The 19,908-nt window shown below is 40.1% G+C and carries 22 protein-coding genes; 21 read left to right on the top strand and 1 reads right to left on the bottom strand.

The genetic code is table 11. The features are described 5' to 3' along the window. Positions 1-188 precede the first annotated feature (188 nt). Complete coding sequence (locus tag BLW54_RS10550; protein ID WP_074734659.1) at positions 189-1,157, bottom strand: asparaginase; 969 nt, start codon at positions 1,155-1,157, stop codon at positions 189-191. 91 nt (positions 1,158-1,248) lie between these two features. Between BLW54_RS10550 and prsW the strand changes: the two genes are divergently transcribed. From prsW to hepT, 21 genes are all read left to right on the top strand, one after another. After that, positions 1,249-1,908: a glutamic-type intramembrane protease PrsW gene (gene prsW, locus BLW54_RS10545; protein ID WP_074734466.1), complete on the top strand. Its 660-nt coding sequence runs from the start codon at positions 1,249-1,251 to the stop codon at positions 1,906-1,908. Positions 1,909-2,162: 254 nt separating this feature from the next. Then, positions 2,163-2,978, top strand: a complete 816-nt coding sequence (sleB, locus tag BLW54_RS10540; RefSeq protein WP_051758676.1) for a spore cortex-lytic enzyme — start codon at positions 2,163-2,165, stop codon at positions 2,976-2,978. 11 nt (positions 2,979-2,989) lie between these two features. After that, on the top strand, positions 2,990-4,330 hold the full coding sequence (gene ypeB, locus BLW54_RS10535) for a germination protein YpeB (protein WP_035504871.1): 1,341 nt from the start codon (positions 2,990-2,992) through the stop codon (positions 4,328-4,330). Positions 4,331-4,897: 567 nt separating this feature from the next. Then, on the top strand, positions 4,898-5,584 hold the full coding sequence (gene cmk, locus BLW54_RS10530; protein WP_074734463.1) for a (d)CMP kinase: 687 nt from the start codon (positions 4,898-4,900) through the stop codon (positions 5,582-5,584). Further along, positions 5,581-6,165 (top strand): lysophospholipid acyltransferase family protein, encoded by a 585-nt coding sequence (locus BLW54_RS10525; protein WP_035504874.1) that lies wholly within the window; start codon positions 5,581-5,583, stop codon positions 6,163-6,165. The genes cmk and BLW54_RS10525 overlap by 4 nt, the downstream gene beginning before the upstream one ends. A 100-nt stretch (positions 6,166-6,265) precedes the next feature. After that, entirely contained in the window at positions 6,266-7,408 is a 1,143-nt protein-coding gene (gene rpsA / locus BLW54_RS10520) for a 30S ribosomal protein S1 (protein ID WP_035504877.1), read from the top strand. A gap of 37 nt (positions 7,409-7,445) precedes the next feature. Beyond that, a complete protein-coding gene (gene fni, locus BLW54_RS10515) occupies positions 7,446-8,468 on the top strand; it encodes a type 2 isopentenyl-diphosphate Delta-isomerase (RefSeq protein ID WP_074734460.1) in 1,023 nt (340 codons plus the stop codon). Between the two features lie 79 nt (positions 8,469-8,547). Beyond that, positions 8,548-9,153, top strand: coding sequence for a YphA family membrane protein (locus BLW54_RS21390; protein WP_035504881.1), 606 nt, complete (start codon positions 8,548-8,550; stop codon positions 9,151-9,153). After that, a complete protein-coding gene (locus tag BLW54_RS10505; RefSeq protein WP_074734458.1) occupies positions 9,150-10,019 on the top strand; it encodes a YIEGIA family protein in 870 nt (289 codons plus the stop codon). Before BLW54_RS21390 ends, BLW54_RS10505 begins: the two co-directional genes overlap by 4 nt. A gap of 12 nt (positions 10,020-10,031) precedes the next feature. Further along, positions 10,032-10,217: a capping complex subunit for YIEGIA gene (locus BLW54_RS10500; RefSeq protein ID WP_035504885.1), complete on the top strand. Its 186-nt coding sequence runs from the start codon at positions 10,032-10,034 to the stop codon at positions 10,215-10,217. Positions 10,218-10,402: 185 nt separating this feature from the next. Next, positions 10,403-11,713, top strand: coding sequence for a ribosome biogenesis GTPase Der (gene der, locus BLW54_RS10495; protein WP_035504887.1), 1,311 nt, complete (start codon positions 10,403-10,405; stop codon positions 11,711-11,713). Positions 11,714-11,739: 26 nt separating this feature from the next. Beyond that, positions 11,740-12,780 (top strand): NAD(P)H-dependent glycerol-3-phosphate dehydrogenase, encoded by a 1,041-nt coding sequence (locus tag BLW54_RS10490; RefSeq protein WP_035504890.1) that lies wholly within the window; start codon positions 11,740-11,742, stop codon positions 12,778-12,780. Between the two features lie 61 nt (positions 12,781-12,841). After that, positions 12,842-13,099, top strand: coding sequence for a stage VI sporulation protein F (locus BLW54_RS10485; protein ID WP_035504893.1), 258 nt, complete (start codon positions 12,842-12,844; stop codon positions 13,097-13,099). A gap of 290 nt (positions 13,100-13,389) precedes the next feature. Beyond that, a complete protein-coding gene (locus BLW54_RS10480) occupies positions 13,390-13,587 on the top strand; it encodes a DUF2768 domain-containing protein (RefSeq protein WP_035504894.1) in 198 nt (65 codons plus the stop codon). A 15-nt stretch (positions 13,588-13,602) separates the two neighbouring features. Beyond that, on the top strand, positions 13,603-14,316 hold the full coding sequence (locus BLW54_RS10475; protein ID WP_035504896.1) for a YphF family lipoprotein: 714 nt from the start codon (positions 13,603-13,605) through the stop codon (positions 14,314-14,316). Between the two features lie 266 nt (positions 14,317-14,582). Then, positions 14,583-16,061, top strand: a complete 1,479-nt coding sequence (gene spoIVA, locus BLW54_RS10470; protein WP_035507461.1) for a stage IV sporulation protein A — start codon at positions 14,583-14,585, stop codon at positions 16,059-16,061. A gap of 525 nt (positions 16,062-16,586) precedes the next feature. Then, on the top strand, positions 16,587-16,859 hold the full coding sequence (hbs, locus tag BLW54_RS10465; protein ID WP_008638574.1) for a non-specific DNA-binding protein Hbs: 273 nt from the start codon (positions 16,587-16,589) through the stop codon (positions 16,857-16,859). A gap of 176 nt (positions 16,860-17,035) precedes the next feature. Continuing rightward, entirely contained in the window at positions 17,036-17,260 is a 225-nt protein-coding gene (gene mtrB, locus BLW54_RS10460; protein ID WP_035504900.1) for a trp RNA-binding attenuation protein MtrB, read from the top strand. Positions 17,261-17,355: 95 nt separating this feature from the next. Next, entirely contained in the window at positions 17,356-18,159 is an 804-nt protein-coding gene (locus BLW54_RS10455; RefSeq protein WP_051744160.1) for a heptaprenyl diphosphate synthase component 1, read from the top strand. 2 nt (positions 18,160-18,161) lie between these two features. Further along, positions 18,162-18,869: a demethylmenaquinone methyltransferase gene (locus BLW54_RS10450; RefSeq protein ID WP_074734455.1), complete on the top strand. Its 708-nt coding sequence runs from the start codon at positions 18,162-18,164 to the stop codon at positions 18,867-18,869. A 16-nt stretch (positions 18,870-18,885) separates the two neighbouring features. After that, the gene (gene hepT / locus BLW54_RS10445; protein ID WP_035504904.1) at positions 18,886-19,857 is read left to right on the top strand and encodes a heptaprenyl diphosphate synthase component II; all 972 of its coding nucleotides are present in this window, start codon (positions 18,886-18,888) and stop codon (positions 19,855-19,857) included. Positions 19,858-19,908: the final 51 nt, after the last annotated feature.

Below are 19,908 nucleotides of genomic sequence, written 5' to 3'. Positions count from 1 at the left end.
AAAAGACCTTTGAGTATTCTGAGATCCAGTCTGTCTAAAAACCGACGGTCTGCTTTTGGTGCCGTGCCTAAAAAAAATTAATGGAAAAGCCTCTCCTTACAAGGTAAATGAAGGAGAGGCTTTTTTGTTAAAGGAAAGGTGGACGATTGGGCTCTACTACTGATTTAGGGTAATATAATGATCGAGAGCTAGCTGAATATATGTTCCAGTTCTGTTAGGTTAGAAGTCATTTCAAGCGCAACCATCAATTTTATACGTGCTTTTGGCCCGGTTAAGCCATTAGCAAAGACAATTCCCATCTCTTTGAGTTCTCTTCCGCCTCCCGGATAACCGTATGTATCCTGAACAATTCCTTGATAACATCTGGAGACGAGTACAATGGGAATGGAATCATCAAGCGTACGTTTTAATGCATCGACAGTTTCTGGTGGTAAATTGCCTTGTCCCAATGCTTCGATGATGAGCCCGTCTACTTGGCTTTCCCTTACAGCATCAATTAAGGAGCCATCCATTCCTGCATAAGCTTTAATGAGGGACACGCGCTTATTAATATTTTGGATCGGATAGGACTCATGCCTAGTCATTTTATGATGAAAGAACACTTCACTTTTGGTCGTAATTCCTATGGGGCCATATTGAGGACTTTGAAAGGTCGCTACATTACTAGTGCTTGTTTTTGTAACATTTTTAGCTGTATGAATCTCATCGTTCATAACAACTAATACTCCTTTGTCCTGTGCCTCATCACAACTGGCTACGCGGATGGCACTTAGCAGGTTATATAACCCGTCTGATCCAATTTCATTACTTGAGCGCATAGCCCCTGTTACAACAACAGGTTTTCGTGTTTGTAGGAATAAATCAAGAAAATACGCGGTTTCCTCAAGAGTATCGGTGCCATGAGTAATGACAATTCCATCATAGTTTTTCTTTGATATTTTCTCATGGATGGCCCGCCCTAGCTTAAGCATGTGATCTGGCCGTATATGAGGGGAGGGGAGATAGAATAGGATTTCGTCCTCTATTTCTGTTGTCCCTTTTAGTATCGTGGATATTTCATCCATTGGATGTTGGGAGGAAGTGTTCACTTCTCCTGTTTCTTTATTTTCCTTCATTGAAATCGTTCCACCTGTGTGGATCACTAGTATTCGTTTCATTTTTACACCATCTTCCATTCAATTGTTCCTTTTCTTATACCTTCATGATACGATGAAACTTAGGTGAAAGAAAGAGAGAGGGTTGAGAAAAATGGCCATTTTAACTGCTGCCATATCCCCTGCCGTGGCCATCATGACATTTATATATTTAAGTAAGAGGATTGAACTTGAGCCGCTCCCACTCATAATTCGAATGTTCATTATCGGAGTCATCATGGTATTTCCTATCATGTTTATCCAATATGCGTTTGAAGCAGAGAACATATTTCATTCTCCGTTGGTGAAGTCCTTCTTCCTCGCTGGTCTGTTAGAAGAATTTTTTAAATGGTTCTTTTTGTTATTTGTGGCCTATCGTCACTCTGATTTCGATCATCATTATGATGGAATCATTTATGGAGTGGCCATAAGTTTAGGTTTCGCTACCATTGAAAATATTATCTACCTCTTCCAAAATGGAATTGAAATAGCTATATTACGAGCGGTTTTCCCTGTTTCTTCACATGCTCTATTTGGAATTGTTATGGGGTATTATATGGGGAAGGCTAAATTCAGGACAAATCGATCGAGCTGGTGTTTATTTGTAGGACTATGGATCCCTGTTGCTTTCCATGTTATGTATGATTATATTATTTCAGTGAAAGAAGTGACATGGATGTATTGGATCACCCCTTTTATGATTATCTTATGGGTGATTGGGATTCGGAAAATCAAAATTGCTAACCAACACCATGAAAAACTTTTAAAATTATAAAGAACTATTCAAAACTGTTCCCTATGATTAAAATAGATTCTTATAGAGGCCGGGTGAATTCGAGATAAAAAACAAGGAAGGACAAAAATTGTCCTTCCTTGTTTTTTATCGTCTAGCCAATTATATAAGGAAGTTTTACCTTGATTTAATTATGCATAATCTTTTGATTCTGTTAAAAACTACCCCTATAACTAAACTTTTGGGTCAGGGGTGAATGTTGGATGATAAAAAAGACGATGGTCGTGTCTATGGGTATGGCCTTATTGCTTTTCCCTCTATCAGAGTTGACCTATGTCAAACCCGTCCAAGGTTTTTCAAATCAGGTCATTCAACAAGGGGCTACAGGCGACGATGTGATCGAATTGCAATCAAGATTACAATATTTAGGCTTTTATAACGGTAAAATTGATGGCGTCTTCGGATGGGGGACGTACTGGGCAGTTCGAAATTTCCAGTATGAATTTGGTCTTGAAATTGATGGTCTAGTTGGAGATGAGGTTAAAAACAAGCTGAATAAGGCAAGTAATTATGATGAGGGATACGTAAAAGAACAAATTAAAAAAGGAAACGAATTTACTCATTATGGTGGAACACCAAAGTCTCAGCAAACCAAACCAGGTAAACAGCAAAAACAACAACCTAAATCAAATCAAAATGAACAAGCAAATCAGCAGCAAAAGCAGGAACCAACAGCTGTTAACGTTCCAAGTGGATATTCCCAAAATGATATCCAATTAATGGCCAATGCTGTATATGGTGAAGCTAGAGGAGAACCTTATGTAGGTCAAGTAGCCGTAGCAGCCGTTATTTTAAACAGGGTAAAAAGTGCTTCTTTCCCTAATTCTGCATCAGGTGTCATTTTTGAACCACGGGCTTTCACAGCTGTGGCAGATGGTCAAATTTGGCTTGAACCAAATGATCAAGCCAAGGAAGCAGTAATGGATGCGATTAATGGGTGGGACCCATCTGGGCAGGCATTGTATTATTTTAATCCGGAAACGGCTACATCTGACTGGATTTGGTCGAGACCACAAATTAAACAAATTGGCAAACATATTTTCTGTAAATAGGAGGTGGGCGTATGGGTAGATGGATCGCCATTATAGTACTAAGTGTTGCTACAATAGGTGCAGGTGTTTGGGGCTATAAAGAAAACCAGGACAAAAACGCAGTCCTTATTCAAGCGGAAAACAGTTATCAGCGTGCCTTTCACGATTTGACTTACAATATTGATTTGCTACACGATAAAATTGGATCAAGTTTGGCTATGAATTCCCGGAAAAGTTTATCACCACAACTCGCCGAAATATGGAAAATTTCATCTGAAGCCAGTACAGACGTCGGACAGCTGCCGCTGACACTTCTTCCTTTTAATAAAACAGAAGAGTTTCTGTATGATATCGGTGAGTTCGCTTATCGTACAGCTGTTCGGGATTTAGAGAAAAAGCCATTAAGTAGTGATGAAGTGAAGTTACTTGAAGAACTTCATAAGAAATCAGGAGAAATTGAAAGCGAACTAAGGAAAGTTCAAAATGTTGTACTGAAAGATAACTTAAGGTGGATGGATGTAGAACTTGCGCTCGCTACAAATGATGAAGTTGGCGATAATACCATCGTTAATGGATTTAAAACCGTAGAGAAATCAATGGAAGGATATGAGGAATCCGTCACTCAAACAGGTCTTGATTCCTCTGGTCCGGAGAAGAGTTACCAACAGCTTCAAGGCAAAAAAATAAACGAATCACAAGCTAAAAAAGCCGCTAGTCAATGGTTAGAAAAAGTATCAACAGACAAGTTAACCGTAACCAAATCCGGAAAAGGAGCAGACGTCCCGACATATACAGCCTCCTTTCAGGACGACGGAAAAAACGGCTATATTGATTTAACGGAAAAAGGCGGACACCCACTGACGATTATGATCAGCAGAGAGGTTGGAGAACCTAAGATTTCTCTTCATGAGGCATCTGAAAAGGCTAAAGAATATGTGAAAGGGCTGGAGATCTCAAATTTAGAGTTGGTTGAAAGTAATCAATACGATAAAATGGGGGTTTTCCGCTTTCTATATACTAAAAACGATGTCCGCTTTTTCACAGATTCTATTGTTGTAAAAGTGGCATTGGATAATGGGGAAGTACTTGGGATGTCCTCAAGAGATTATTATGATCACCACAGTGACATGGAATTAAATGACCCAGAAATATCTTTAGAAGAAGCCCGTGATAAGGTGAACCCTAATGTAGACATTCAGGAAAATCATCTGTCAGTGATAGAGAACGATGTAAATGAACAAGTATTATGTTATGAATTCCTAGCTACTATGGAGAATACCACTTACCGAATATTTATAAACGCCAGCAATGGACAAGAAGAAAAGGTAGAAACATTGAAGAAAGCTGAAATGAAGTTCAACCAAGAAATATAACTAAAATGAGGAAAGCTCTCTTTATATGAGTTTCAGGCTGTCGAGAAAGAACCGACAGCCTGTCTTTCTTTTATAATTTTAAACCCTATTGTAAGCCTTAGGAAGCCATTTTTATTGTTTCATTTCACTATCTTTTATAACATGCATTTTTCGGTTCTTTAGTCCTAATGTTTTCCTTTACATAATAATAAGAGAATAAAGACGTTACAGAGCCAAGGTTTTGAAGAGGGAACAGGATATATACAGGGCCTCTCCTATCCGAGAGGTCCTGAAAGCGGATGATGAATAAAACGATACAATTGTAAGATCATTGTGTATGATCATAGTCAAATAATACATAAACGCCCCTGTTAGAAGGTCTCGCATTCTTGAAAAAAAGCCAATTCATCATTCAATCCTGTGTTGAACAATAAAAGGCAGTCAAGGAGGAGAGCCTACAATTAATATAGATTTCATCCATATAATTGTGTTATTCTTAAGAGTGATTATTAAGGAAAAATACTTAAGGGAAAGCGCGCTGTGCCAGTGCGTTTTTAGTTGATGTACAGATGGAGGATATTAAAAAGTATGAACACAATGACAATTGCCATTGACGGTCCAGCGGCTGCCGGAAAAAGCACTGTAGCAAAGAAAGTCGCAGAGAAGCTTTCTTTTATTTATGTAGATACCGGGGCTATGTATCGAGCCTTAACGTGGAAAGCATTGAAAGAAGGAATATCACTGGAGGATGAGCAGAGTCTTGTGACTCTTCTTGGATCGTCGGATTTGAATCTTGTTCAGAGTGAACAGGGGCAAAGGGTGATTCTTGACCACCAGGATGTTTCTGAAGAAATTAGGACAGCTGAAGTGACCAATCAGGTATCGATTGTTGCTAAACATAAAGAGGTACGTGAAGAAATGGTTCAGCGCCAACAGCAACTTGTCAAAGACAAAGGGGTTGTTATGGATGGCCGCGATATTGGGACTCATGTCCTGCCGAATGCAGAAGTGAAAATCTTTATGATTGCCTCTGTTGAGGAAAGAGCTCAACGCCGTCATAAAGAAAATATGGAAAAGGGTTTTCCATCGGATCTGCATCAATTGATGGAAGAGATCAGAAAACGTGATGAAATTGATTCCAACCGGGCAACAGCTCCGCTTGTTAAAGCTGAGGATGCGATAGAAGTGGATACTACATCGATGGGGATAAATGAAGTGGTTGATCGTATCCTTGAAATTGTTCATGAAAAGAGTGTAAAGGGGGACCAAGGGTGAATTTGTACAAAATTGGTAAAGCTTTATGCAGCATTATCTTTTATCCAATGTACAGAATAAAAGTCATTGGAAAACATAATATCCCGTCAAAAGGTCCTGTTATCATTTGTGCTAACCACATTTCTAACATAGACCCGCCGGTTGTAGGCATAACCAGTAATCGAAATATTTACTTTCTTGCTAAAGAAGAGTTGTTTAAAAACCCTATCATTGGGGGTATATTGAAAAAAGTCCATGCATTTCCGATCAAACGTGGGATGAGGGATCGAAACGCATTGAGAAAAGGACTTGGCGTTTTAAAAGAAGGTCATGCTTTAGGTCTTTTCCCTGAAGGTTCAAGGCAGAAAAATGGTGAAGTCGGTAAAGGACTTGCAGGTGCTGGCTTTTTTGCTTTGAGATCAGATGCAGCCATTGTACCATGTGCGATTATCGGGCCTTATAAAAAATTCAAATCATTAAAAGTCGTATATGGTGAACCGATTGATATGTCAGAATACCGTGAAGAAAAGGCCTCGGCTCAGGTTGTAACAGATCGGATCATGGAAGAAATCAGACAATTGCATAAAATTCATCAATCCTAAGGCGTAATCACTTGACAAAATGCTCTAAATATTAGAAGTTAGACAAAAGGGCATTTCTGTTTTATTAGGTTGTGTCGGAAATTGAAGGAGGTAGCTTGGTATGGATGAAATGAATCAAGAAGTATCAGGAATGAAAGAATTCTCTGCAGGGGACATCGTGACTGGTAAAGTCGTGAAAATTGAAGAAAAACAGGTCCTCGTAGATGTTGGATATAAAGTCGAGGGTATTGTACCTATCAGTGAACTATCCAGCCTTCATGTAGAAAAAGCTTCAGATGCGGTCAGTGAAGGAGATGAACTGACCCTGCAGGTGAAGAAAGTGGAAGATGATGAAATCGTTCTTTCTAAACGTGCGGTCGATGCTGACAAAGCTTGGGAAGACCTTGAAGCTAAGTTCGAAAGCGGAGAAATCTTTGAAGCTGAAGTTAAGGATGTTGTTAAAGGTGGACTGGTCGTAGATATCGGCCTCCGTGGTTTTATTCCGGCTTCTTTGGTTGAAACGTATTACGTTGAAGATTTTGAAGACTATAAAGGGAAGACACTTTCCTTGAAAGTCGTGGAATTGGATCGTGAACAAAACCGTGTAATCCTTTCCCACCGTGCTGTCGTTGAAGAAGAAGAGTCGGCGAAAAAGCATGAGGTGCTACAATCTCTTGAAGAAGGACAAGTCATCGAAGGAACCGTTCAACGTTTGACAGACTTCGGAGCCTTTGTAAACCTGGGAGGTATCGACGGACTTGTACATATCTCTCAGCTGTCCCATCAGCACGTAGAAAAGGCGTCTGATGTAGTGGAAGAAGGCCAGGCTGTCAAAGTGAAGGTCCTTTCTGTAGATCGTGATAACGAAAGAATTTCACTTTCCTTGAAAGCGACTCAGCCAGGACCATGGCACGATATCACATCTAAAGTGAATCCTGGAGAAACTTTGAAAGGAACCGTTCGACGCCTAGTCAGCTTCGGTGCATTTGTTGAAGTTTTCCCAGGGGTCGAAGGCCTTGTTCATATTTCTCAAATTTCCAACCGTCACATCGGTACACCGGATGAAGTCCTTGAAGAAGGACAAACGGTAGAAGTCAAGGTTCTTGATGTAGATGAAGACGCCAAACGTCTTTCACTAAGCATGAAAGAATTAGAACGTGAAGAAGCGCGAGCCGACATTCAGCAGTATGAAAGAGAAGAGGATAATTCTGGCTTCTCTTTAAGTGACATGATTGGCGATAAGCTTGATAAATATAAAAAATAAGTAGATTTAAAAATAAATGATAAAAGTAGGGATGGATATGAGTAGAGCCAAAAGGAAAATTGATCATATCCGCCATGCCATCAGTCATGAACGGGATCTGCATAACCACTTTGATGATATGGAAGTTGTTCATCAAAGTATTGCCCGTCTCAACTTTGACGAATTAAAAATAGGGATGAAAGTAGGGGAACTTAATTTAAGTTCCCCTTTTTTTGTGAATGCAATGACTGGTGGCGGTGGCGAAGAAACGAAAACCATCAACGCTCAGCTAGCGGCTGCAGCTAAAGAAACTGGAATTGGCATGGCTGTCGGATCTCAAATGTCCGCTTTGAAGAATCCGGAAGAACGGAAAACCTATGAAGTGGTTAGAGAAACCAATCCCGAAGGTATCATTTTTGCTAATGTAGGTACAGAGGCTTCTTTGGAACAGGCTCGGGAGGCGGTGGAAATGATTGATGCGGATGCTTTACAGGTCCATATGAATACATTGCAGGAATTGATAATGCCCGAGGGTGACCGGGATTTTAGTAAACGGTTAACATCTATGCAAAAGGTGATTGATGGAGTAGGTGTTCCCATTATTGTTAAAGAAGTTGGGTATGGGATGTCCAGGGAAACAGCTGAAACTCTATATCAAATGGGGGTACGCCATATTGACATAGGTGGTAGAGGGGGCACCAACTTTTCTAAAGTAGAAAATATGCGTAGAGAACGTGCCTTGTCTTCGTTTAATAACTGGGGGATCCCGACACCTGCTTCGATAATGGAAACAACAATCCATCAGGACATGTACGTTTTTGCCTCTGGAGGTATAAGGAATGGTCTTGATGGAGCCAAAGCCATCATCCTTGGTGCCTATGGATTTGGCATGGCTGGTTCTCTGCTTAAGGTGTTGATGAATGAAGGGCAGAATGCTTTAATTGAGACCATTCACCAGGTTCATCAAGAGTTAAAAATAGCCATGATGTTATTAAATGCTTCATCACCTGCGGATTTACAGGGAGTTGAATATGTACTCTATGGTCATATGAAAGAATGGTATGATCAAAGAATTCATTGAACCTATGACGAATTGTCATAGGTTTTCTTTTTGTTTATGTTTAAAGCCTTAAGGAACCACACATAATAAATGGTGAAAGATGGGAGGCGGGGACATTGGGATAACTTTTTATTGGTATGCTTGGATCTTTACCATAATCGTATTCTTTTTTATTCAAAATAAAAAAATAAGAAGAGACTTATTGTTGTTTGTGGGGTTATTGATGTGTACATATGAGATATTTCCGTGGGACCCCTCGACCCAGATTTATTTCCATGTTTCTTTCCTTTTTATCTTTGGTGTCTATATATGGATAAGAAAAAAAAGAGCATTTTTTAATCATTTTTGGCCGTTTATATTTAGTGTTGGGTATGCATCTATATGGATGTTTCTTGTCATCCATCCGATCTGGGTCAATTTCCCTGGAGCTTCCCTAAGTATAATTCTGTTTATATGGATGCTACGTGTGGTCATGGATGATCTAGGGGGGCTGATTGCCATATGGTTATTAACCAATGCGGGGGGCACTTTGATTTCTTATCTAATTTTTACCCTTTATCAAAAAGAAGGGCTCATTGACACTCAGGTGACAAACTCCTTTGTCATGAAGGGATTAATAATTCTGTTGCTTTTTCACGGGGTTGACCAGTTAAAGCGGTCAATCCGCAAGAAGAAAACTCGACCAAAAGGAGCTGCTTTGGTGTGAACGAATACACGTATCCTATTGTTTTCGGTATTGTTGTAGGCACAGCTTTGCGTGTGTTTATGCTGCGTACAGATTACCGGCAATACCCGACTTATTTACATGGGAAAATTATTCATTTATCTTTAGGATTTATTGCAGCAGCACTTGGAACCATTGCCATTCCTTCTATCATGGAAAAAGAATTTACAGCTGTTACTTTTTTGACACTTGCTGCGTCTCAATTTCGTGAAGTGCGTAATATGGAAAGAAATACACTTACTGAAATGGATGCTTATGAATTAGTGCCACGGGGAAATACATACATTGAAGGAATTGCAGTAGCTTTCGAAAGCCGTAACTACCTTGTGATTTTTACTTCTTTTATTGTTACCTTATGTTACTTGGCTTTTAATATATGGGTGGCTATAGGTTCTGCGGTAGTATGTTTCCTGCTTTCCAAAGTTTTAATGAGTGGATCTAAGCTATTCGATATTGTAACTGTCGAACATTCAGAACTCTCTTTTGATGGAGCTGGGTTGTATGTTGATAATATTTATATCATGAATATCGGTTTACCTGAACGTCAGGAGGAAATTAAGAAGTATGGCATGGGCTTTATTCTGACTCCTAGAGAATTTAGTGTGCGCTCAACCATCGCTAACCTCGGTCAAAGACAGGCTATCCTCCATGATGTATCAGTGACCATGGGGGTTTTTAGAGACTCTGGCACACCTGCGCTTGTCCCCTTGATTAAAAGGGATCTCAATGACGGAAGAATTGGTGTTTTTATTCTTCCACAGGAAAAAGATCCCCAGCGTGCCAAAAAGATTATCGAACATGTACCTGTTCTTGAAAATGCCATTCAAATGCCTTCAAAGAATAGATAGGGGGGACTGTTAATGAAAATGGAGAAGGCTATCTTAGCATCTGTGACCACTCAGGAAAATAAAGTCCATGGCAGTGCAGCTGTATTTAAATGTGAAACTAAGGAAGAGATGGAAGCTGTAGCCGCAAATCTCGAAGCTATTTTAGATGGGATTGCTCATGCTTTAAGCGATCAACTGTATATTATCGTCAAACATTAAGGTTGGGGAAAGAATTGTTTCTTTTCACAAAGTTTGCTAAGATAATAAAGTTAATGGCTTCCTGCTGTTCTTCGGAAGATGGGCTGTTAAACCATCCAGCCGGAGGAGAGCAGTATTTTTTTGCTTTTCACTACTGAGGAAACATGAAATAATGAAAATAGAAATAGAGAAAGGATGATCCTTTCATGAGAAAATCAGTAATTGCTATTGTAGGCCGTCCAAATGTCGGCAAATCAACGATTTTTAACCGTTTAGTCGGTGAAAGAATATCCATTGTAGAAGACACTCCAGGAGTGACAAGAGACCGTATCTATGCAGAAGCTGAATGGCTGACAACACGGTTTAATATAATTGACACTGGTGGTATTGAACTTGGTGACGAACCGTTGCTTGTCCAAATGAGAGCTCAAGCCCAAGTGGCGATTGATGAAGCGGACGTTATTGTGTTCATGGTCAACGGACGTGACGGCATTACAGGTGCCGATGAAGAAGTGGCGAAAATCCTATTTAAATCGAATAAACCTGTCGTGCTTGCTGTAAACAAAGTAGATAACCCTGAAATGAGAGAGAATATTTATGAGTTTTATTCTCTTGGTTTTGGAGAGCCTTTCCCGATTTCAGGTACCCATGGTTTGGGATTGGGCGATATGCTTGATGAAGTTGTTAAGCATTTCCCTGAAAAAGTTCAAGAAGAAATCGATGACGATACCATTCGTTTTAGTTTGATTGGCCGTCCAAATGTCGGGAAGTCCTCCCTTGTAAATAGTCTTCTAGGTCAAGAGCGGGTTATTGTCAGCGATATCGCAGGTACAACAAGAGATGCCATCGATACACCTTTTGTAAAAGATGATCGGGATTATGTGATTATTGACACAGCCGGTATGAGGAAACGTGGGAAAGTATATGAGACTACAGAGAAGTACAGCATCATGAGAGCTTTGAAGGCAATTGAGCGCTCAGATGTGGTTCTTACATTGATTGATGCTGATACGGGTATCCAGGAACAGGATAAAAAGATTGCAGGGTATGCCCATGAAGCTGGGAAGGCAGTTATTATCGTAGTCAATAAGTGGGATACCGTCGAAAAGGAAGAGAAAACAATGAAAGAATTCGAAGATAAAGTTCGTGATAACTTTCGTTTTCTTGATTATGCCCCCATCGTTTTCCTTTCCGCAAAAACGAAAAAACGTATCCATACATTACTTCCTAAAGTGTTAGAAGCTAGTGAGAACCACGCGAAACGTGTTCAAACAAATGTGCTTAATGAGGTAATTATGGATGCTCTGGCTATGAATCCATCTCCATCAATTAAAGGGCAAAAATTAAAGATTTTCTATGCGGCACAAGTATCCGTGAAACCGCCTAGTTTTGTCGTTTTTGTCAACGAACCTGAACTTATGCACTTCACATATGAACGATTCTTAGAAAATCGAATACGTGAAGCCTTCGGATTTGAAGGGACTCCAATAAAGATCTTTGCAAGAAGGAGAACTTAAATCATTTGAGAAGGGAGTAGGTAGAAATGGAAAAAGTAGCTGTCCTAGGAGCAGGGAGCTGGGGCACGGCCCTTGCACTTGTCCTCGCAGATAATGGTCACAATGTTCATCTGTGGACACATAGGGAAAACCTTGCCGAGGAAATTAATAGAGCCCATACAAATGAAAAATACTTGAAAGATGTAAAGCTTCCAACTTCAATTCAGGCTAATCATGACCTGAAAACGGTTGTAGAAGACGCTGGGCACGTGGTCCTTGTCGTACCGACAAAGGCGATGAGGGAAGTATGTGCTCAATTAAAACAAGTGCTAAACCAAAAAGTGATTATTACCCATGCTTCAAAAGGGATTGAGCCAGGGACTTACAAACGCGTTTCAGAAGTAATGAGAGAAGAAATCCCTTCTAACCTTTACGAAGATATTGTTGTACTTTCTGGGCCGAGCCATGCTGAAGAAGTGAGTTTAAGACAGCCAACGACTGTCACAGTTTCTTCAGAAAAGCTCGAAGTTGCTGAAGAGGTCCAGGACCTTTTTATTAATCGACAATTCCGTGTTTATACTTCTCCTGACTTAGTAGGTGTAGAGCTTGGGGGAGCATTGAAAAATATAATTGCTCTTGGAGCTGGGATATCTGATGGCCTTGGTTACGGAGATAATGCGAAGGCTGCTCTCATTACAAGAGGTTTGGCGGAAATTGCTAGACTTGGAACTTCAATGGGGGCGAACCCGCTTACATTTTCAGGTTTAACAGGAATAGGGGACCTTATTGTTACTTGTACAAGCTCTCATAGTCGTAACTGGAGGGCTGGGAATAAGCTTGGAAAGGGACATCCTTTAGAAGATGTTCTTGAACAAATGGGTATGGTTGTGGAAGGGGTCAGAACCACAAAGGCCGCTTTTCAGCTAGCTCAAGATCAAGGGGTTGAAATGCCGATTACTTCAGGTATTTACCGGATCCTTTTCGAAGCAGCTGAACCCAGGGATGTTGTCGATGAGCTTATGACAAGGATTCGTCGTCATGAAATGGAGGATTTGACAAATATTCTTGATGAAAAGATGAATGACTGACACATCTCGATTCTCGTGCATATACTACACAGAACCTAATGCACGAGGAGGTCAAGTGTTCATGAATGATTTTCAAAAGAATATTTTCGATCATTTGAAGAAAAAGGCGAACATCGATCCGGAAGATGTGTTTAAAGTGGCGAATTCTGTGCAAAATGCAGACTTCAGCGACGAAAAGACTGTGAGGCGCCTCGTTCGTCAACTTGCGAAGGTCGCAAATAAGAATGTATCTCCGGCTAAAGAAGATAAGATTGTGGAAGCAATCACGAAGCAAAACATGCCTCTTGATATGAATACGTTAGGCAAATTCTTAAAATAATTACGAACTTGTAGGCGCCTGAGGAGGCGGTCCTTCATTCGTATGCATAAGATATCACGCAGCAATCATTACGCATGAGCTGGTTAGGGAATTGTTTAGTCAACCGGGGTAACCTTATTGCCTCGGCTCTTTTTTTGCCCTTTTTTAGCAGCCATTAGAAAATGATGGACTTTGGATTCTACAATGGATAAGAGAAGGCAATCATAAGAATGACGGCAATCGTAACTGTCCGTGATTATAGACATGTGGTATAATACCAAAAGCGAAATGTGCATAAAGGAGGAAGAATGGTGTCAGAATCAATGCTCAAAATGTACATATCATTCGGGGGGATGATCTCATTATTTCTAGCCGTCGGGCTAATTTATTTAAGCAGATATAAATTAAAAGGATTTTTATCAGGAATGGTTGCTGTGTTCGCTTATTTATTTATGATCTTTGGCGGGATTATAATTCTATATATTGTCTTAAGCGGACCAACTGCCTGACAAGGGGGATTCACCATGAAACGAATATTATTTATTCTATTGCCTTTACCCGTTTTGTTGCTCTCAGGCTGTCTCTACCCCCAAAACCAATTGGCGAAGAATCAAGTGCCCAACGATCAACAGTTGGAGATCGTGCAAAACGCTGTAGATAATTATCAAGAACAAACGAATGGCAGGCTGCCTATAAAGACAAAAGACCAGGATACTCCTATATTCCAAAAATACCCAATAGAATTCAGTAAATTGAGAGAATTGAACTTAATAAATGAGTTACCAGGTACATCTTTTGAAAATGGTGGACATTATCAATATGTTATTATCCACCCGGAATCTAACCCTACCGTGAAAGTTTTGGATCTCCGCACAACTGAAGAAGTACGATCACTTCAGGTGAAAGTGAAATTCTACCGGGATAATAACAAGTATCCACCGTTCGGTGACTTTGTGGCTCCAGGTGTGTACGAACTAGATTATGGAGCACTTGGGATGGAGGAGCCCCCTATGGTGGACAGCCCTTATTCTGAACATCAACTGCCGGTTTATTTAGATGAACAAGGTCAGGTATATATTGATTATCGTAAGGATTTGTATACTTATCTCCGGGATGAAAATCATGATTATAAGAATGGGGAAGACATTCGTTATTTATTGACAGATCATACTCCTTTTGTCCCTGCGTATTCGACTGCATATACCATTGAAGATGGAGAACCAGTGTTTAAAAATTGATACCTATCTACATGAATCGAAACCGTTCCTGCATAGAGGAGCGGTTTTTTTCATAGATTTCTAGAAAAGCATAAACTAATCCTTTTTCCTATTCCCTATTTTCCCCATATCTCCTCTACATGACGTTTATGCGAAGTGCTATGACAGTTTGTCCGAAGTGACCGTATTTGAACTTATAATTTCGTGCATATTCCACTAGGACAACGTCATAGAATTAGATTGTCTAGGCTTGTATGAAGGTGAAATTTTATTTGGGAGGGGATCCTTTGGAAAAGGTTGATATCTTTAGCGATATTTCCAAACGGACTAATGGAGATATTTATTTAGGCGTCGTTGGGGCGGTACGGACTGGAAAATCCACTTTTATAAAGAAATTTATGGAACTCGTTGTTTTACCAAATATGGAGGAGGAAACGGAGCGTGAGCGTGCTCTTGATGAATTGCCTCAGAGCGCTGCTGGGAAAACGATCATGACAACAGAACCTAAGTTCGTTCCTAACCAAGCGGCAAACATAAATATTGATGATCACCTTGATATTCGGGTGCGCATGGTCGACTGTGTCGGCTACGCTGTAAACGGTGCTGTTGGTTATGAGGATGAACATGGCCCAAGGATGATCCACACGCCTTGGTATGAAGAGGCAATACCTTTTCATGAAGCCGCAGAAATTGGCACTCAAAAAGTTATTCAAGAACACTCCACGATTGGAATTGTCGTCACTACAGATGGAACCATTGGGGAGATCGCCCGAGAAGATTATGTAGAAGCGGAAGAGAAGATTGTCGAGGAATTGAGGGAAGTTGGAAAACCTTTTATTATGATCGTGAATTCTGCTCAACCCCATCATCCAAATACAGAGAAGCTAAGAGCGAATTTATCTGAGAAATATGATATTCCTGTACTCGCCTTATCAGTAGAAAGTATGCGTGAAAATGATGTACAGAGCGTACTGCGTGAAGCTCTTTTTGAATTTCCGGTCCTGGAAGTTAACGTAAACTTGCCAAGCTGGGTTATGGTTCTTGATTCAAGACATTGGTTAAGAAATAATCTTCAGGAAGCAATTGAAGAAACGGTCAAAGATATTAAGCGTTTAAGAGATGTAGATACGGTTGTTGGTAACTTTGATCAATATGAATATATTACTGGAGCCCACATTTCAGGTATGGATCTTGGAGAGGGTATTGCCGAAATTGACCTCCAGGCGCCAGAGCATTTATATGATCATGTTCTGAAAGAAATTGTTGGCGAAGAAATTCGTGGAAAAGACCACTTACTTGAAATTATGCAGGATTTCGCGCATGCGAAACGAGAATACGATCAAGTGGCTGATGCTTTGCAGATGGTGAAACAAACGGGTTATGGTATTGCTGCTCCAACATTAGAAGATATGTCGCTCGATGAACCGGAGATCATTAGACAAGGATCACGTTTTGGTGTCAGATTAAAAGCAGTGGCCCCGTCTATCCATATGGTTAAGGTCGATGTGCAATCAGAATTTTCACCAATCATTGGAACAGAAAAACAAAGCGAAGAGCTTGTAAGGTATTTAATGCAGGACTTTGAAGAAGACCCGTTATCCATCTGGAATTCAGATATATTCGGTCGTTCATTAAGTTCTATTGTTCGAGAAGGTATTCAAGCTAAACTGGCACTAATGCCTGAAAATGCAAGATATAAACTTAAAGAAACACTTGAACGTATCATTAATGAAGGTTCAGGCGGCATGATCGCTATTATCTTATAACGGCTCCGAGTGAGCCGTTTTTAATTTCTCTTAGAAGTAAAAAGGTAATCATGATCAAAGACTTTTCTGCTCTATAATAGTAAAGGAAAGTCTTTTTTTTGTAGAAAATAAAAGAATCAAAAGGTCTTAAAAAAGGGGGATTTTCTATGGTTGCCCGAATAAAAACAGCTAAAATCACCTCTTCGGCAATTTTTTTAGGAAAAAATTACGATGAATAAAGGTTATTTAAAGTTAGATGTCGTATTTATCTAAGAGAAGATAATAAAACCCTTTAAAATCCCGTCAAATCAACGTTTGTGGATTGTTGCATCCTGTAGCTGGTTATGGTAAGCTACATGTGAAATGAAGCGTTATTCAGCTTGGAAGTCGCGGTGTTACGCGATTTTAAAGTGATTGTCTATTGAATTTCGCTGTAAAGTCGTTTATTATAAGGCATGTCATCAAAAGATGACCGCTAAATTAACATTTAAAGCGGATGAAAAGTCGCTTGAATGAGTTTAACCTTCTTGGGAGGAGGTGAGTGTCATGAATAAAACAGATCTTATCAATGCTGTATCTGAAAAAGCTGATCTTTCTAAGAAAGATGCTACACAAGCTGTAGATTCTGTATTCGAATCTATCATGGATTCACTAAAAGATGGTGATAAAGTCCAATTGATCGGATTCGGTAACTTCGAAGTACGTGAGCGTGCGGCACGTAAAGGCCGTAACCCTCAAACTGGAGAAGAAATCGAAATCTCTGCAAGCAAAGTACCAGCGTTCAAACCTGGTAAAGCCCTTAAAGATGCGGTTAAATAATCAGCTACATAGGGCTTCGAAAAAGGGTGCATGTGCACCCTTTTTCTTTTTATTTTATTATTAAAACCCCTTCATTCAGGTCATACTTGTGTGAGGGCGGTCATCATCAAGGTGGATGTTTTGACAAAAGTCCCCCTTGTAAGAGATAGTAAAGATAATAGAAGGAGGCTACCCGTATGTCTACATCCAATAACGATTTCTTTGTTATTAAAGCCCTCGAAGATGGGGTGAATGTCATAGGGTTAACACGCGGCACGGACACGCGGTTTCATCACTCAGAAAAGCTTGACAGGGGAGAAGTGATGATTGCTCAATTTACTGAACATACATCAGCTGTTAAGGTTCGTGGAAAAGCTACTATTCAAACAAGTCATGGAGAAATGAAGAACGATGCAGAGTGATGTTTTACTCTGCAGCCATATACATAATAAACAGCAGCACATGGTGAAATATGCTATAATAGGAATGGTTTAATAGTGTTCAGGAAAGGGACTAGGTGATCAAGTTGAATTCTTCAGAAAACGAAATCAAACAACTCAAACGAAAAATTGCATCGAAAGTTCGCCACCCTTATTTGGTACGTTTCATCCCTGAGCCGACAATCGACGAAGACAAGCTTGTGATCCTTTCTTCTATCATGAATCATACCAACCTCTCAGAGGTTAAAAAAGAACAATATGTAATCACGACGATGCTCGTACAAATTGCATTGGATACTCATGACCTTGTTACTTTAACTGATGAAGAGGATGATCGTGATATTATCCGTCATAGACAACTAACAGTATTAGCTGGAGATTATTACAGTGGTCTTTATTATTACCTGCTGTCTCAGCTTGATGATATTCCAATGATTCATACATTAGCCGGAGCGATTAAGGAAATTAATGAATTGAAAATGGGTCTCTATTACAAAGACGTTGAGTCATTCCAGGAATTTTTAGATGGTTTGAAGAAAATCGAATCACTTCTGATCCAAAGGGTCGCTACATATGTCCAGAAGACAGCCATTAATGATATGGCAGGAGAATGGCTGTTAGCTAAGAAACTCTTGGAGGAAAAACGCAGTTATCAGGCAGGGAAATTTTCTCCATTGATAGATGCTCTTATAAAACGTCCTGCTTTGTTGGGAAACAGCGGTCAAATATTAGGGAACATTGAACAAACCTTACAAAGCCATGTGCACCGGTTGGAAACGACAGTAACCCAGCTGCCTGTTCATTTTAATTGGCTGAAGTCGTATATGCACGCGGCCATACATCATCAATTCAACCATAGAAAGATAGCGGAAGAAGGGTGAGCATGGAACCACTAACTAAAGAAGAACGAGTCCACCACGTATTTGAAAAAATTTATAAAAGGTATGACAGTATGAATTCGATTATATCGTTTCAACAACACCGCCTGTGGCGGAAGGATGTTATGAAGCGAATGAAAGTGCAAAAAGGTGATTATACTCTTGATGTTTGTTGTGGTACGGGAGATTGGACCATGGCATTAGCTGAAGAAACAGGTCCTTCAGGGAAGGTCATTGGACTAGATTTCAGTGAAAATATGCTGTCTGTCGGTATCAAGAAAAAAATAGCAGGGAGAGTTAAGCAAGTCGAATTTCAACATGGTAATGCCATGGAACTTCCTTACGAAGATGATCAATTTGACTTTGTGACCATAGGCTTTGGATTGAGAAATGTCCCAGACTATAAGCAGGTTTTAAAGGAAATGTACAGGGTTGTGAAACCGGGTGGAAAAGTAGTGTGTCTAGAAACATCTCAGCCTACAAATCCTTTATTCAAGAGACTTTATTATTTTTATTTCGGGAATATCATGCCATTAATCGGAAGGCTTTTTGCTAAAAGTTATAAGGAGTATAGCTGGCTTCATGAGTCTGCAAAGGATTTTCCTGGGAAAAAGGAACTGAAATGGATGTTTGAAGAGGCTGGCTTTAAAAATGTGATTATTAAATCCTATACGGGTGGCGTTGCAGCCATGCATATGGGGGAAAAGCAATAACTAAGGATGAAATGCCATGAAACTAGCGATGATTTATTCTTTTCTTAAAAATGATTTGGCTGTCATTGAAAAGGCGGTCAATGAAACGATTCAATCTGACAATATGGTCCTGAGAGAAGCATCCAGTCAATTGTTGCAGGCAGGGGGGAAGAGAATTCGCCCTGTTTTTGTATTACTTGGGGGGAAGTTCGGCGATTACAATATCGAGCGTATGAAAGCAGTCGCTGTTTCCTTGGAACTTATACATACAGCTTCTCTTGTGCATGATGATGTTATAGATGAGGCAGAATTAAGGCGAGGAGAACCTACAATTAAAGCGCGGTGGGACAATAGAATTGCTATGTACACCGGAGACTATATCTTCGCGAGGTCCCTTGAAAATCTCTCTGCCTTGGAGAACCCCCGTGCCCACCAGATTCTAGCTGGTACGATGGTAGAACTCTGTTTAGGTGAGATCGAACAAATTAGAGATAAATATAACACGGAACAGGATATAAGAACATATTTACGGAGAATAAAGAGGAAAACAGCTCTTCTCATTGCAGCAAGCTGTCGCTTAGGTGCTATCGCAGCAAACGTGGATCCTGTACATGAACGTGCTCTTTATCAGTACGGTTATTATGTCGGAATGTCCTACCAAATCATAGATGATGTATTAGACTTTACTGCGTCTGAGAAGGAACTCGGCAAACCAGCAGGAAGTGATCTATTACAAGGCAATATCACCCTTCCTGTACTTTTTTCGATGGAGGACCCTGGTTTTAAGAGCCACCTTGAAAGTGTATTCCAGCGAAAAGAAGATCTGCATACGGATGAACTGGCGCCTTTGATAAAAACCGTGCAGTCTAACGGTTCGATAGAGAAATCATTGGATATTAGTGATCGCTATCTTCAGAAGGCCTATCAATCCCTTGCGAAACTACCAGCAAACAGGGCAAAACAAACCCTGAAGGGGATCGCTAAGTACATTGGGAAAAGAAGGGCATAAAATCTATTGCCTTTCTTCCTATTGTTTGGTAGAATTTTTTATGGCACTTAT

It is taken from the genome of Halobacillus karajensis (genome assembly GCF_900108515.1).
Taxonomy (GTDB): domain Bacteria; phylum Bacillota; class Bacilli; order Bacillales; family Halobacillaceae; genus Halobacillus; species Halobacillus karajensis.
The sequence above is the reverse complement of the archived record's forward strand: the minus strand, read 5'-3'. Positions and strand labels throughout refer to the sequence as shown.